Source organism: Gemella haemolysans ATCC 10379 (assembly GCF_000173915.1).
Classification (GTDB): domain Bacteria; phylum Bacillota; class Bacilli; order Staphylococcales; family Gemellaceae; genus Gemella; species Gemella haemolysans.
The window spans coordinates 585,761-601,220 of sequence record NZ_ACDZ02000014.1 but is presented as its reverse complement, the minus strand read 5'-3'; the positions used below and the strand labels follow the sequence as shown (position 1 = coordinate 601,220).

Sequence of the window (15,460 nt, the reverse complement as noted above, 5' to 3'; positions counted from 1 at the left end):
AGATTAAATGAAGTCAGACTTTCAAATTTCAAACGAATGTGAAAAGAAACATATTGCTGAAGTAGCAGGTAAATTAGGGATAAAAGAAGAAGATTTAATATTATACGGAAATCACAAAGCAAAAATCCAAACAAAAAATATTAAAAAAGACATTAATGACGATGCAAAACTAGTATTAGTTACATCTATTAATCCAACATCAAGTGGAGAAGGGAAAAGTACTGTAACTATCGGTTTATCTGATGGATTAAATAGAATCGGGAAAAAATCTTGTGTAGCACTACGTGAACCATCTTTAGGTCCTGTATTAGGAAGAAAAGGTGGAGCAGCTGGTGGAGGATATGCTCAAGTAGTACCGATGGAAGATATAAACCTTCACTTTACTGGAGATATGCACGCTATTACTACAGCTCACAATGCAATCGCAGTATTAGTAAATAACCACGTATTCCAAGGAAACGAATTAGAAATAGATAAAATCGTTTTTAACCGTGTTATGGATATGAACGCTCGTGATTTACGTCATATTAAAGTAAATGCAGGAACAGACCTAGAACGCCTTGATGGTTTTGATATTACTGTAGCTAGTGAAGTAATGGCTATTCTATGTCTGTCAGAAGGAATTGCTGATCTTAAAGAAAAATTAAGCAATATCCTTGTAGCTTATAATAAAAAAGGTGAACCAGTTTACCTAAAAGATTTGAAAATTGAAGGTGTAATAACTTCATTATTAAAAGATGCAATTAAACCGAATATTGTTCAAACATTAGAGAACAACCCAGCGATTATTCACGGTGGACCATTCGCAAATATTGCGCACGGATGTAATTCAATCTTAGCTACAAAAACAGCTTTAAAATTTGCTGATTACGTAATTACAGAAGCAGGATTTGGAGCTGACCTAGGAGCTGAGAAATTCTTAAACATTAAATGTCGTAAGGCGGGTCTTAAACCAAAGGCAGCTGTAGTAGTAGCAACAGTTAAAGCATTAAAACTACACGGTGACATTGAAGAAAAAGATCTAAAAGAAGAAAACTTAGAAGCATTAGCTAAAGGTGTTCAAAACTTAGAAAAACACATCGAAAACTTACGTAAATTCAATTTACCGATAGTGGTAGCTCTAAATGTCTTTGTTACTGATACAGAAAAAGAATTAGCATTCCTAGAAAACTGGGCTAAAGAACAAGGCGTAGAATTCTCTCGTACAGAAGTATGGGAAAAAGGTGGACTTGGTGGAGTAGACCTAGCAGAAAAAGTAGTAAAAGCTGTTGAAGGAAATGACAAAGAACTACAATTATTATACAAAGATGAAGCTTCAATTACTGAAAAAATCGAAACAGTATGTCGTGAGATTTATGGAGCTGATGGAGTTAACTTCTCTGATGAAGCTAAAGCTGAAATCGAAAGAATCGAAAGTCTTGGATTCAAGCATTTACCAGTATGTATGGCAAAAACACCAGCTTCATTAACAGATAATGCGAAGATCAAAGGTCGTCCTACAGGATTTAATATTACTATCAACGATGTTAAACTACGTAGTGGTGCTGGATTCGTAGTAGCTTATGCGAACAAGGTGTTAACAATGCCAGGACTTCCAAAAGTACCAAGTGCTTTAAATATAGATATTGATGAAGAAACAGAAACAATAGTTGGAATCTTCTAATATAAAATATATGACAGATTAAAATTAAAAGAATAAGTAACTTGAGAATTAGTATAAACTGATTCTCAGGTTATTTTTTGTATTTATGTTTAGTATTAAATATTTGATATAGTTGATAATTGTCTTTAATGAAAACGCATAAAAGTGTATGAACTGTGAAAATAGATTAAATTGTCCGATAATTTTGAGTTTTTTATAAAAAACGGTTGTAAACGTCTGTATTTGTGATATAATTATTAATGGAAAAAATAATTGCTTTCAGGAGGCGTAATTTATGTCAATAATCGTAGTAGTAGGTTCACAATGGGGAGATGAAGGTAAAGGTAAAATTACCGACTTTTTAGCAGAACGTGCTGATGTAATTGCTCGTTATCAAGGGGGTAACAACGCAGGACATACTATTAAGTTTGATGGAAAAACTTACAAACTTCAATTAATCCCATCTGGAATTTTTAATGAAGAGAAACTTTCAATTATCGGTAATGGTCTTGTAGTAGATCCTAAATGGATTTGTGGTGAGATCGATAGACTAAAGGAAAGTGGAGTTACTTGTAATGGATTAAGAATCTCTAACAGAGCACATGTAGTATTACCATACCACTTAAAACTTGATGAGGTTGAAGAAGCTCGTCGTGGTGAAAACAAAATTGGTACAACTAAAAAAGGTATCGGACCATGTTATGTAGATAAATACAAACGTTGCGGTATCCGTATCGCTGATTTATTAGATGCTGATCTATTCAAGAAAAAATTAGAACAAAATCTGAAAGAAAAAAATGAATTATTCGAAAAAATTTATGAAACTGAAGGATTCACAGTAGAAGAAATCTTCAATGAGTATTTCGAATATGGAAAACAATTAGCTCAATATGTTACAGACACTTCTAAAGTATTAGAAGATGCACAAAATGAAAATAAAAACATCTTATTCGAAGGTGCACAAGGGGTAATGTTAGATATCGACCACGGTACATATCCATATGTTACATCATCTAACCCATCTGCTGGAGGAATCACTGTAGGTAACGGATTTGTTCCAACAAACGGACTTAAAGTATTAGGTATTTCAAAAGCTTATACATCACGTGTAGGAGATGGTCCATTCCCAACAGAATTATTCGATGAAATTGGTTCTAGAATTCGTGAAATTGGACACGAATACGGAACTGTAACAAAACGTCCACGTCGTATTGGATGGTTTGATACCGTAGTAATGCGTCACTCAGCTCGTGTATCTGGAATGACTAATTTGTCAGTTAACTGTCTAGATGTACTTTCAGGTCTTAAAGAAATTAAAATCTGTACAGCATACGATTATAAAGGTGAAATCTTAACTGAATATCCAGCTAATGAAAACATCATTAAAGATTGTAAGCCAATCTATGAAACATTACCAGGATTCGATGAAGACATTACAGGTGTAAAATCACTCGATGAGCTTCCTGATAACGCAAGAAAATATTTAGAAAAAATCGAAGAATTAGTAGGTGTTAAAATCTCTGTATTCTCTACAGGACCAGACAGAACACAAACTCACTTACTAGAAGATTTATGGAATTAAAATAAAATGAAATGATAAGTAGACTTTGAGGTAATTATACTATACCTCGAAGTTTATTTTTGTAAAAATTATATTGAAAAATACAAAAAAAAAGGTGACGAAAATGTCACGTAGTGTAGTTATTTTTATAGATATAGAGAAAATAGATTAGAATATGACGTATTTGTCACGTAATTAAAATAAGTATTAATTAAATGGTAAAATATATGTGAAAAGACTATTTTAATAATCTTTAATGTATTTATTTGTAGAAAAAAATAGTTATAAATTATTCTTAATATTAAAATTTAGGAGATAAGAAATGGATGAAAAGAATTTGCATGGAAGTATTTTTAAAAAACTTAGAGAGGAGAGAGGGTATAAGTTAAAAGATGTCGCAGGCGATGTAATCTCTACGAGAACATTAATGCGCTTTGAAGCTGATGAAACTAGTATTTCAATTGCAGTTTTTGAGAAATTATTGGAAAATTGTGGTATAGGGTTTCTGGATTATTTAGTATATTATTTTGACAATGCCTATATAGAAAATTCTGAATTTTCGAAAAAACTTAGTGGATATGTGCAATCTGGTTCTCAATCAAAGATAGTAAATGAATGTAAAAAGGAACTAAAGAAAAATAAAATTGGACTATCAAAAAGAATAGATATTTTATCGATTATACATGCATCAAATTGGAGAGAAGAGGATAGAGAAATATCTGATAATAAGAGAATAATTAGGGAGATAATTGAGTCAACTAATAAATTAGGTTGGAATGAAATAATCGGACTTAACTTTTTAATAGGATACTCCTCACGAGAAGAGTATTCTATTGAATATATCGATAGAATTATTGTAGAGTGTTTACAAAATATTCCTGTCAGGAATTATCTGAGTCAATATGTTGGTAGTGCATATTGTAATTTATTAATTGGATCGTTAGCATTTTTATCAAGAAATGGTTATTATGAATTAGTTGAAAAAAGATGTAAGGAGGCAATTGAAGTTTTTGATGAACAATTCTTTTTAATAGAAAAAACGAATTTTTATGTAGAAGTACTGAGAATTTTAGCTACAGTATATTTACGCCAAAATAAAAAAGAAGGTATTGATCTTGCTAATAAGGTTTTAAAATATAAAAATATTGTTGCGGAAATTACTGGTGATGCTTATCATAAAAGGTTAAGAGACGCCGCTTATAAAAATTTTTATGAAGTAAATAAAACAGGTTTAGACATAGAATTTTAAAAATAAATAAAAAAACAGATTTTTTAAGAAATTGATTTGCTATAAGCGAATTAGTTTCTTTTTTTATGTTTTTAGGTAACTGATAATAATGTGTACTGTAAAAAATTCAGAGGACATATTTGTCATATTGAGAAGATAAATGAGTAAAATATGAAGTTTATATTCAGTGATGTGACGATTTTTTCATGATTTATGTTAACCTCAATATTATATGATAAAATTATCTTTATAAAGTGATTGTTTACATATTTTTATGGAGGAAATTAATTATGATAAAAAGAAAGCAAAGATTTTCTTTAAGAAAAAATAAAATCGGAACAGCCTCGGTATTATTAGGTTTAACGATAGTAGGAGCTAGTTACACTGGGTCACAAGCTCAAGCAGCGGATGTCCCTGTGGAAACAACTGTTAAACAAGATAAAACATATACTGTCTCTGATGCACAAGTATTAGATGAAAAGAAAAAAGTAGATGACAAAAAAGTCGAAATCGATAATAAAACTAAAGAAGTAGATGTTAATAAAAATGAAGTTACAAATTCTCAGAATGAAAAAAATGAATTAGAAAAAAAAGTCGATTCTTTAGTAAAAGATATTGATGAAGGTAAAAAAATAACACCAGATGTAATTGAAGGTGTGAAAAATGATATAAAAAAAGCTGAAACAGATAAAGCTACTAAAGAGCAAGAATTTGACCAAGCACAAAAAGATAAAACGGCTAAACTAAGTACTAAAAATGCTGCAGATGAAAAAGTTAAAGATGCTCAAAAAGCAGCAGATGAAGCTGATAAAAATGTGGATCTTAAGAAAAAAGCATTTGATCCTGCTCAAAAAGATATAGCGAAAAAGAAATTTACAGAAGCTGAGAAAATTGTTAATGAAAATCAGAATAAAAAAAACAGAGCACAAATAGAATTAGATCAAGCTAAAGAACATGATAGAAAATTAGCAGCAAGTAAAGTAGACGCTAATAATGATTTAAATACGGAAAAAGAAATAAAAGTGACAAAATCTGGAGAGCTCTCAGATGCAAAACGTATGTTGCAAGATATAGCTTTAGATTTAGAAAAAGCTAAATATCCATTTGGTATAAAAGGAATTAAAATGAATGCAAGCCTAGATTCTAGATTTGTAGCAGGACTTAAAGAATTTTTTGATTCTGATGATTTTGATTTTAGACTTACGAAAATGAAAGAGTTGGTTAAAATTGAAGAAGAAATATTGTCAAAAGGACGTTCTAAAGTATCAACTGATTTATCCTATAAAGATGATGAAAAAGTTGATATTAGGAATTTATCTGAAGAAGATAATATTATGTTTTCACAATATGTAGCGATGTTAAATAATCAAATTCGTGAACAGTTTGGTAAACAGGCACAAAAAGTTAATTTAAATGTTCAAAGATTTATTCGTGAAGCTACTAAAATTACTATGGATGAGGATTTTAATAAAATAGAACACCATCATAAAGCATTGAATACTGCAGCGTTTCATGCTGGTATTGATAAATATAATCATGGCAATACGTATAATAGGTTTGAAAGTCTAACTTATATTCCTGTTAAAATAACAGATAATAGATATATTTCAAGACGATACTTATTTGATCAGTTACATGATAGTTTACTTGGATTTTATTATGAAGCTCATATGACTGGACACTACGGTCATGCTAAGCATTTGTTAAGTGATGATGATACGATGGCAGTTGGATTTGCTATCACGAGTTATCCTTCATATGCTATTTTGAACCTTGATCAACTTAGAATTTCTATTGCAAGTATTAATAAATATTCACATCATGATAGAGAAATTTGGAAAGAAAAATTTAGTGCGAATTCTAAAGATACTTTAGAATTAATTCATATAAGTACTGAAGCTGAAATTCGCGAAAAAGAAAAAAATCTAGATACTGCCAATAAAGCGTTAAATGATGCTCAAAAAGCACTAGATGTAGCAACTAAAGACGTTACTGACGCTCAAAACAAAGTTGATGAATTAAACAAAATTAAAGAAAAAACACAAGATGCTCAAAATAGATTTAATAAAGCTGCAAAAGATTTACAAGATGTAGAAAAAGAAAAGCAAAAAGCTGAAGAAAATTTAAGAAATGCAACAGCAGATCAAGATTCTAAACAAAAAGCATTAAAAGATGCTTTAAATGTTCAAAAACAAAAACATGATGAATTAAACAAAGCTAAAGCTGATGCAAATAGAGCACAAAAAGAATATGATGATGCTCTAAAAGCTTCTAAAGATAAACACGAAGATCTGAACAAAATTATAGATAAAATCCAATCTTTAAATAAAAAGAAAAAAGATATGGAAGATAAAGTAGTTAAACTTACAGAAAATGAAAAAGAACTAGTTAAAGTGAAAGCTCAACTTCAAGATATAGTGAATAAGCTGACAAATCTTTTACAAACTCAAACAAAATTAAATGATCAATTACAAAAATTAATATCTGAATTAAAAGATTTAGAAAAAGAATATAATCGTTTATTAGAAATCTATACAAATGAACGTAAGCAAGAGCCACCTATAGATCCAAAACCTTTTATAGATATTAAAGAAGAAGTAAAAGAAGAAGATGTTAATTATAAAACTATTGAACAAAACAATCCAACATTAGAAGAAGGAAAACGTATCGTTAAAGTAAAAGGTAAAAAAGGTCGTAAATCAATTAAAACAATAACACTATCAGAAAATGGAAAAGTGTTAGATGTAGTAACTCAAGAAACGATACTTGAAGAAGTAGTAGATGAAGTAGTATTAGTAGGAACTAAGAAACCAGGAGACAACCCAGGAGATAACCTTGGTGGCAACCTAGGAGATAACCCAAGAAAAAATCCGGGAGATAAAGCTCCAGGTTCATCAAATAACCAACCTAACTTACAAAGTCCAAGTGTTAATTCAAATGGATTAAAAACTTTACCTAATACAGGTGAAAGTGAAAATGGTATGACAACTGTAGCAGGCTTAGTAGCTTTAGCAGTAGCTGCAAGATTAAGAAAAAAAGCTAAAGGAAACTAAATAGTAAAAATCAATAAGTGTAGGATATGAGATAATAATCTCTATCCTACATTTAAATAAATACGTTATAAAATAGAATTAGGAGAGAAACGTTGAAAAAAGATAATATATATTCTATAAGAAAAACTAAAATTGGAACTTTTTCTGCAAAAATTGCTGTAGTAACATTTCTTGCAATAGCAGGAGGAGAAGCAATATATCAACATAATAATATTACATATGCTGCTGATGTAATCAGTGAAGAGAGGACGCTAGAAAGTCCTATTAAATATACTGCTGATGAAACAAAAGATGTTGGTTATAGAGAGTTAAAAACTAAAGGAGAAAATGGTTCTCTTAAACTTATCGAAAAAGATGGTAATAAAATTGCTGAAAGAAAAGAACCTACTGAAAGTGAAGTAGTTTTAGGAACTAAGCCACAAATTGAAAGAAAAATTGAAAAGTCTAAAGTAGAATATGTTGTTGATGATACTAAGGATTTCGGAACAAGAGAAGTAGTTAAAGAAGCTAAAGATGGAGAAACAACTAAAATAACAACATTCAAAGTGGTAACTTCACCAAAATTTGATTTAGGAAAAGATGTAGAAAAAGCGCTTTACTCTAATATCTATGTATATTCTAATGAAAATTTATATTCAAAAGATGAGTCTAAAGAACTTCCAAGTGATAAGATACAAATAAATAAATTATTTGTATCAGTTCCCAAAAATCAGAATATTACAGATAAAATTAGTGCTAGAGAATTAGTGCATAGTGAAAATACAACTTTAAAACTAGTTGATTCTCAACAAAATATTACGATTCTAACACCAGAAATGTTAGATCCAGAGAATAGTGCTTTAAGAAAAGGAGCGCTAGGGAAAGTAACTAGTATCGATGGTTTGAGAGATTATTCATTAGAAAAAGATGAAGATTTTTATAATTTATTACTAACAAATAGCTTTAATTATCTTGTAGAATTTAATACTACAAACCATTTATCAATGATAAATAAAGATAATAAGTTAGAAAAAGAGAATATTAGAAATTATTTTGCCAAGAATATAATCACTGATGGGATGTATGCTGATGTAAAAGCGAATTATTTGAGATTTAAATTAGCCATAAGTAAATTAGGTAAATTAAATGAGTATCAGGAAATGCTGAGCAAAGAAGGAGAGGTAGTATTTCAAAGTATTACTCGACGATTTAATTCTTCTAAAGGAACAAAAGAAAAATTAAATATAAGATATGAAGGAAATATTCCTGATGATATAAAAAAGAAATTTGAAGAAGGAATAGAAAAAATTCCATATGAGTATAGAAAAAATCTTGTTAATTTAATAGTTACAGATAAGGATCTTCCACATGCAGACAAATTAGATAAACCACAAGGATTGGCTAATGGATATAATGAAAGTATAAGGCTTAAATATACTAAAGAGCATAATCAACCTATAACAATGTTGTTTGTTTTATTACATGAAATTGGTCATATAATCGATTATAGTGGAGGTTTTAATCTACCAGAGGTATTAGCATTCGGTCCTTCGGAAGAAATATCTCCAGAAATATATCTTAGAAGAGAAGTACAAGGTTTCCGAAATAGTAAGGAATACGAGGATGTATATAATAAGTATTTTAAAAATGCAAATCCTTATCCAAAATATTTTACAGAAAATAAAGAAGAAGCATTTGCAGAACATTTGGGTAGATATATATTCAAACGTGTATTTGGTAAAGATTATCCAAGATATATCATTGATACTAATTCTCCAGAAAATATAAAGAGAATTTATCCTGAAGATGAAAGATACAAGGATGCATTCTCACCGATGGATAAAGCAGAGTATTATTTTGCAAATCTATATAATAAATTATTTGAACAACCTACTGAAGGAAAAGTAGAAATAAACACAATAAAAGAAACTCATGTAGATGTTCAAGACGGGAAAGTAGTTTTAGGGACTAAACCAAAAGAAGAAATTATTCGAGTAGCATACGATACTGAAGAAAGAATAGACAGTACATTACCTAAAGGTATGAGAAAAGTACTACAATCTGGTGTGAATGGGGAAATATTAAAAATTTCATCATATTTATTAGTAAATAAAGAGACAGGAGAATTAACTACTCAGGTAAGCGAAAGGATAATTAAAAATTCTATAAAAGAGATAATCCTTGTAGGAAGTAAAGTAGAGAATAATGAACCAAAACCAAAACCAATTCCAGGTCCAGGAGATAAACCAAAACCAGATCCGAAACCGGGTCTAGGAGATAAACCAAAACCAAATCCAGAACCAGCTCCAGGAGATGGACCAATAGCAGATCCGAAACCAGCTCCAGGAGATGGACCAAAACCAGATCCGAAACCGGCTCCAGGGGATAAACCAAAACCAGATCCGAAACCGGGTCTAGGAGATACGCCAAATCCAGGAGACAAAGCTCCAGGTTCATCAAATAACCAATCTAATTTACAAAGTCCAAGAGTTAATTCAAATGGATTAAAAACTTTACCTAATACAGGTGAAAGTCAAACAGGTGTGGCAACTGTGGCAGGATTAGTAGCTTTAGCAGTAGCTGCAAGACTAAAAAGAAAAGATAAACAAAACTAGTAATTGTTGGATATAAGATTAAAATCTTAATCTATGTTTATTGAAATAATATTTAAACCTCGAGGTATAATATACTTATACCTTGGGGTTTTTATTTAGATATAAAGAAATAAGTACTCAATAAATACAAAATAGAAAGTAAAGATACTAAGTGAATAGTTATCAAAAAGATGCTTTGTTTATGTAAATTAGCAGGTCTATAATGGTAATTTACATATATTAAAAAGTAATCTGTTTATTTTATCAAAATAGATATATAGAAATACGAACTTTCAGGATTTTTTAAAAATAAGTGTCACAGGAGTCATTTTTTATATTTTGTAGTTAAAATTAATCTCAAAAAGTGACAATTTCAACACTAAATGATATTTATTATTATTATATGCTATAATAATAAATGTCTATAAGAGGTCCGTACTTATTATTTACTATAAAAATATGAAATATGATGTTGGCACTTTTGGTTGTTTTTTTCGTCAACATGAATATTCTAGGGGAAAGTTGTTATAATAATTATTTATAGAAAAGGAAATGAAGTTTATAAATAAATAATTTTGTTAAATTATATTTTAAATTTAATTGAAAAAGTTGTTCAAAGGAATTTATATTTAACAAAGTTGAAGAAAAGAAAGTATTATATACCTAAATAAATAATATTAAGTAAAAAAATATAATAATAGTAAGAAAAGTATTAATTTTGAAGTTTATAAAAAAGAATTATTAACGGAGAATAATATAGGCAAGAATAAAAGAGTAACCGTGTTGTGTTGTGTTGTCGGTTACTCTTTTTTATATTTATTTAAATGTGAACAAATTGTGAACAAAATTACAGTATATAATTAAATACATGAGAAAAAAGCTTATAATATCTACATTAGTTACCTAATTTATGTTATAATATTAACGAGATTATTTAAGGAGACGGATACTTGAATGGACGATAATAAAATGCATGGAAAGATCTTCAAACAAATGAGAGAAGGTCGTGGCATCAAATTAAAAGATGCTGCGGGAGATGCAATTTCTGTAAGAACATTGATTAGATTTGAAGCAGATGAAACAAGTGTATCTTTAGAGATTTTTGAGCAACTTTTGAGAAATATTGGAATAGGTTACCATGATTATTTTTCAGAGTATTTACCACTTATAGAGGCTGAGCAAACTGGTTTCCTAAAGGAAGCTAGACAACTAGAGAATTCAGGGAATTATTCAGCTATAAAAAGTTTAGCTATTAGGACTCTTGAAAAAGGGGAAGTGCCTATTAATAGTAGATTGCATATTGAACAATGTCTGAGTGCTTTAAGTGATACGAATGGTCCCCAAATTGTAAGGGAAAATAGAGCAATTGTATTAGAGCATCTTAAAAAACTAGATGTATATAATGTTAATGAATTATTCTCTATAGCATTTCTATTAAGAACTACTACTGAAGAAGAGTTTTCTAATGACTTTGTACGTCGTATAATCGATGAAAATCTTAAACCAATAAAAGCAGATGATATTTTTTCTTCGGAACGAAGTGAAAGATCATTGTTAATATTAAATAATGCGATTGCCTTGTTATCTAGAAGAGGATTTGTTGAAGAAGCAGAGAGATATTGTATTAAGGCGATTGATTTAATGAAAACTCATTATATTAATCTTACCCACTTTATTTTTCATTTAACTTCATTCAACTATATTCTGGCGCAAATGCAGCTTAAATTGAATAAACCTGAAGGTGTTGAGCTTGCGAATAAGTGCATAAGGTTATTAGATGTACATATTGATTTAAATGATATGATAGTAGATAAGTTAACTAGAGAAAAGTTAGTAAGATGGTTCTATGAGAGAAATAAAACGGGAATTGATTTTGAATTTTAAAAATTAAATAAATCCTATGGAATAAAAATTCAAAGCATTAAAGTGATCATTTTATTGTTTTGGATTTTTTATTTATATTATTAATTAAAACGTTTTACTATCTATTTAAATAATATAAATTATATTTTAAGTAAAAACGTTATCATATAATTATAAAGTGATAATAGTTATTAATACTATTTACAAAAATTAAATAAAAGAGGTGTAAAGAATGTCGATTCTAAAAAAGGCATGGTTATATATAACCAGAAAAAGTTTTAAATCATTAGTTGTTTTTTTAATATTAGCTACTATGTCATCATTAATTCTAAGTACTATATCAATTAAAAAATCAACTGATACTTTATCAAAAGAAACTTTTCAAAATATTACTAGTAGTTTTTCTATGGAGATAAATAGAAAGACCAATCAAGGGACTGCTAGGGGGGCAGGTAACTTAATAGGTGAGGATATTGAGAAGATAAAAAATCTTCCAGGAGTGAAGAAATATATCAAAAGAATGAATGTAAGTGCGGATCTAATTGATTTAGAGCCTTTAAAACTTGCGAATCATCAGCAAGAAGAGAAAAACAACAAGCAAAGACAACTTTTCTCTAAGACGGTTATCGTAACTGGAACTAATGATTCTTCATTGGATGATAGATTCTCTGCAGAGACGTTAAAATTACAAGAGGGACGCCATTTAACTGATAATGATAAAAATTCTGTTTTAATTCATGAAGGTTTCGCTAAGAAGAATAAAATTAAAGTTGGGGATAAGATCAAATTAAAAGGTAATCCAAATGACGCAGATAATGAGAAAAAATCTGATAAAGAGGTTGAAGTTACTGTAGTTGGTATTTTTGGGGGTCAGAATAAAGGTGCTACTTCTAGTCATATGGAACTATATGATAATATTTTTATAGCTGATACTCAAACAACAAAAACTTTATATAACTACAAAGATGGTAAAGAAATTTATCAAGATGCGACATTCCTTGTCGATGGAAAAGACAAAGTTGATAGTATAATAAGTGATGCTAAAAAGCTTCCTATTAATTGGAAACAATATATGTTAGTTAAGAGTAATCAGAACTTCCCAGCTCTTCAACAATCATTGGATACAATTTATAGTTTAACTAATGGTGTATTCATAAGTACAATAGTCTTTAGTATAGTGATTCTATCGCTAATATTATTCTTGTGGATAAATAGTAGAAGAAAAGAAATCGGTGTAAGTTTAGCAATTGGTATGACTAAAGCGAGCATTATAGGACAATTTATTCTAGAAGTGCTATTAATTAGTATTCCAAGCTTTATCGCTTCATATTTCGTAGGAAGTGCAATTAGTCAAAATATAGGAAATCAGATACTGCAACAATCTATTAAATCTGTAAGTAAAACTATTTCAAATCAAGCTAATGGAGTTAATCTAGGTGCTAATGCTGAAGTAGAGGGAGCAAATAAAATTATTACTGCTTTAGATGTAAGTGTTAGTATGGATAATATGCTAACAGTGGTACTTGTTGGTATTGCAATAATTGTCATTGCTGTAGGAATTGCATCTAGCAGATTAGCATATAGAAAACCTAAAGATTTATTATCTGATATTAATTAATGTAAGGAGAAGCCGATGAGTATTTTTAATAGGGCATATCTTTATATTATTAGAAAAAAAGTTAGAAGTAGTATTTTGTTTTTAATAGTGACACTAATATCATTTTTCTTATTAAGTGGTAGTGTTTTGAATACTACAGTAAATAATATTTCTAAAAATTTATATAAAGATGTTAACTTTGGATTTAATATTGAAAGTGCTGATAAATCCAATAAAGAAATAGAAAAGGATACTTTGAAAAAAATTGAAGAATTAAAAGGAATAAGTACGAAAAATTATATTTTTTCTAAACCAGTTGTTGTTGAAGGGAAAAAGGTAGTTCAAGAAAATCAAAATATTACTTTAAATGATGAAATGAAAAATAAAAGTAATTTAGTAATGATGAATGGTATTACCGCTTCTAAAAGTAATATTGATTTTAAGAGTGAAGTTTTAAAATTGGAAAAGGGAAGACATATTGAAGAAAATGACAAAAATAAAATCATGATTCACGAAAAATTTGCTGAATTAAATAATGTTAATTTGGGTGATAAAATTAAATTATCACAAGAAGGTAAAATATTAGAGTTAGAAATTGTTGGAATCTATTCTGGTGATAAAACTAATACCTTTAATGGCTTAAGCTCAGATTTTATTGAAAATACAGTTTATACGGATTATAAATCAAGTCAAGAATTATCAAATTTAATAGCTAATAATAAAGTAACTTCAGTAGAATACGGAGTTGAAGATCCGACTAAGTTAGACGATGTAATTAAAGCTGTTGAGAATTTAGGAATAAATAACTTAATGGTCTCTAAATCAAATAAAAATTATGAGCTAGTTACATCATCAGTAGAGAGTATAACGAAAATAACTAATATGATAAGAATAGGTAGTGTTGTAGTTGGAGTAGTTATACTATCATTAATATTAATGTTTTTGGTTCGTGAAAGAACCTACGAAATTGGGATTTTACTGTCGTTAGGAACTAGTAAAGTAAACCTGGTGTTACAATTTATAGTTGAGGTAATATTGGTAACAATATTTGGTCTAATGATTGCACTCGGTATAGAGATAGTGACTATCAAGTATTTAGCGAGCAATGTGGGAAGTATATTTTCTGAGGAACTACCAAAATCAATAGCTGATGAATTAATGAAGATATCTGTTAATGGAATAGATATTGTTAATCTAGTTATAGTAATGATAGCTATAGTGATTATTTCGGTAGTTGTGGCGTTATTACCAATCTTGAAGATGAAACCGAAGAAAATTTTAACGAATATTAATTAGTGAGGAATAAGAAATGTCGATTTTTAAATTGAAAAATGTAAGTTACTTATATGATAATAGTAAGTCAAAAGTTTTAAGTGGAATTACTTATAATTTTGAAGTTGGGAAGTTTTATGCGATAGTAGGTAAGTCAGGAGCTGGGAAATCAACTTTACTATCATTATTAGCGGGTTTAGATAGTCCTACAAGTGGAGAGATATTATTCAATAATACTAATATTGAAAAAATAGGATTTAGTGAACATAGACGTAAAGATATTTCTCTAGTGTTTCAAAATTATAACTTAATTGATTATCTGACTCCACTAGAAAATCTGAAACTTGTTTCTAAAAATGCAAATAAGGATATTCTATTAAAACTTGGATTAGAAGAAGAACATGTTAATCGAAATGTTATGAAGCTTTCTGGAGGGCAGCAACAACGTGTAGCTATTGCTAGAGCATTAGTATCTGAAGCACCGATAATTTTAGCTGATGAACCTACAGGGAACTTAGACGAAAGTACTGCTGAAGAGATAATCGAAATCTTGAAAAAGGTAGCTGTAGAAAACAATAAATGTGTTATAGTTGTTACTCATAGTAATCAATTAGCGAGTGCTGCTGATGTAGTATTAGAGTTGAAAGATAAAAAGTTAAAAGTTAAATAAG

Annotated in this window: 9 protein-coding genes; all 9 read left to right on the top strand. The window is 29.2% G+C overall.

All coding sequences use genetic code 11. The features are described 5' to 3' along the window. Positions 1 to 7: 7 nt before the first annotated feature. The 9 genes from GEMHA0001_RS08420 (at position 8) to GEMHA0001_RS08380 (ending at position 15,459) form a co-directional block, all read left to right on the top strand. Positions 8 to 1,663 (top strand): formate--tetrahydrofolate ligase, encoded by a 1,656-nt coding sequence (locus tag GEMHA0001_RS08420; protein ID WP_003145133.1) that lies wholly within the window; start codon positions 8 to 10, stop codon positions 1,661 to 1,663. 274 nt (positions 1,664 to 1,937) lie between these two features. Further along, positions 1,938 to 3,224 (top strand): adenylosuccinate synthase, encoded by a 1,287-nt coding sequence (locus GEMHA0001_RS08415; protein ID WP_003144875.1) that lies wholly within the window; start codon positions 1,938 to 1,940, stop codon positions 3,222 to 3,224. Positions 3,225 to 3,525: 301 nt separating this feature from the next. Next, positions 3,526 to 4,452: a helix-turn-helix domain-containing protein gene (locus GEMHA0001_RS08410; protein WP_003145363.1), complete on the top strand. Its 927-nt coding sequence runs from the start codon at positions 3,526 to 3,528 to the stop codon at positions 4,450 to 4,452. 269 nt (positions 4,453 to 4,721) lie between these two features. Continuing rightward, a complete protein-coding gene (locus GEMHA0001_RS08405; protein ID WP_003145418.1) occupies positions 4,722 to 7,484 on the top strand; it encodes an SEC10/PgrA surface exclusion domain-containing protein in 2,763 nt (920 codons plus the stop codon). Between the two features lie 92 nt (positions 7,485 to 7,576). Continuing rightward, a complete protein-coding gene (locus GEMHA0001_RS08400) occupies positions 7,577 to 10,078 on the top strand; it encodes a G5 domain-containing protein (RefSeq protein ID WP_003145106.1) in 2,502 nt (833 codons plus the stop codon). Positions 10,079 to 11,011: 933 nt separating this feature from the next. Further along, positions 11,012 to 11,941 (top strand): helix-turn-helix domain-containing protein, encoded by a 930-nt coding sequence (locus tag GEMHA0001_RS08395; RefSeq protein WP_003145259.1) that lies wholly within the window; start codon positions 11,012 to 11,014, stop codon positions 11,939 to 11,941. Between the two features lie 211 nt (positions 11,942 to 12,152). Further along, complete coding sequence (locus tag GEMHA0001_RS08390; protein ID WP_003144920.1) at positions 12,153 to 13,538, top strand: ABC transporter permease; 1,386 nt, start codon at positions 12,153 to 12,155, stop codon at positions 13,536 to 13,538. Between the two features lie 15 nt (positions 13,539 to 13,553). Continuing rightward, positions 13,554 to 14,813, top strand: a complete 1,260-nt coding sequence (locus GEMHA0001_RS08385) for an ABC transporter permease (RefSeq protein ID WP_003145122.1) — start codon at positions 13,554 to 13,556, stop codon at positions 14,811 to 14,813. A gap of 13 nt (positions 14,814 to 14,826) precedes the next feature. Continuing rightward, positions 14,827 to 15,459: an ABC transporter ATP-binding protein gene (locus tag GEMHA0001_RS08380; RefSeq protein ID WP_003145019.1), complete on the top strand. Its 633-nt coding sequence runs from the start codon at positions 14,827 to 14,829 to the stop codon at positions 15,457 to 15,459. Position 15,460: the final 1 nt, after the last annotated feature.

Coding starts and splice junctions, on each gene's coding strand:
- GEMHA0001_RS08405 (WP_003145418.1), top strand. CDS start 4,722: ATGATAAAAAGAAAGCAAAGATTTTCTTTAAGAAAAAATAAAATCGGA.
- GEMHA0001_RS08415 (WP_003144875.1), top strand. CDS start 1,938: ATGTCAATAATCGTAGTAGTAGGTTCACAATGGGGAGATGAAGGTAAA.
- GEMHA0001_RS08410 (WP_003145363.1), top strand. CDS start 3,526: ATGGATGAAAAGAATTTGCATGGAAGTATTTTTAAAAAACTTAGAGAG.
- GEMHA0001_RS08420 (WP_003145133.1), top strand. CDS start 8: ATGAAGTCAGACTTTCAAATTTCAAACGAATGTGAAAAGAAACATATT.
- GEMHA0001_RS08390 (WP_003144920.1), top strand. CDS start 12,153: ATGTCGATTCTAAAAAAGGCATGGTTATATATAACCAGAAAAAGTTTT.
- GEMHA0001_RS08385 (WP_003145122.1), top strand. CDS start 13,554: ATGAGTATTTTTAATAGGGCATATCTTTATATTATTAGAAAAAAAGTT.
- GEMHA0001_RS08395 (WP_003145259.1), top strand. CDS start 11,012: ATGGACGATAATAAAATGCATGGAAAGATCTTCAAACAAATGAGAGAA.
- GEMHA0001_RS08380 (WP_003145019.1), top strand. CDS start 14,827: ATGTCGATTTTTAAATTGAAAAATGTAAGTTACTTATATGATAATAGT.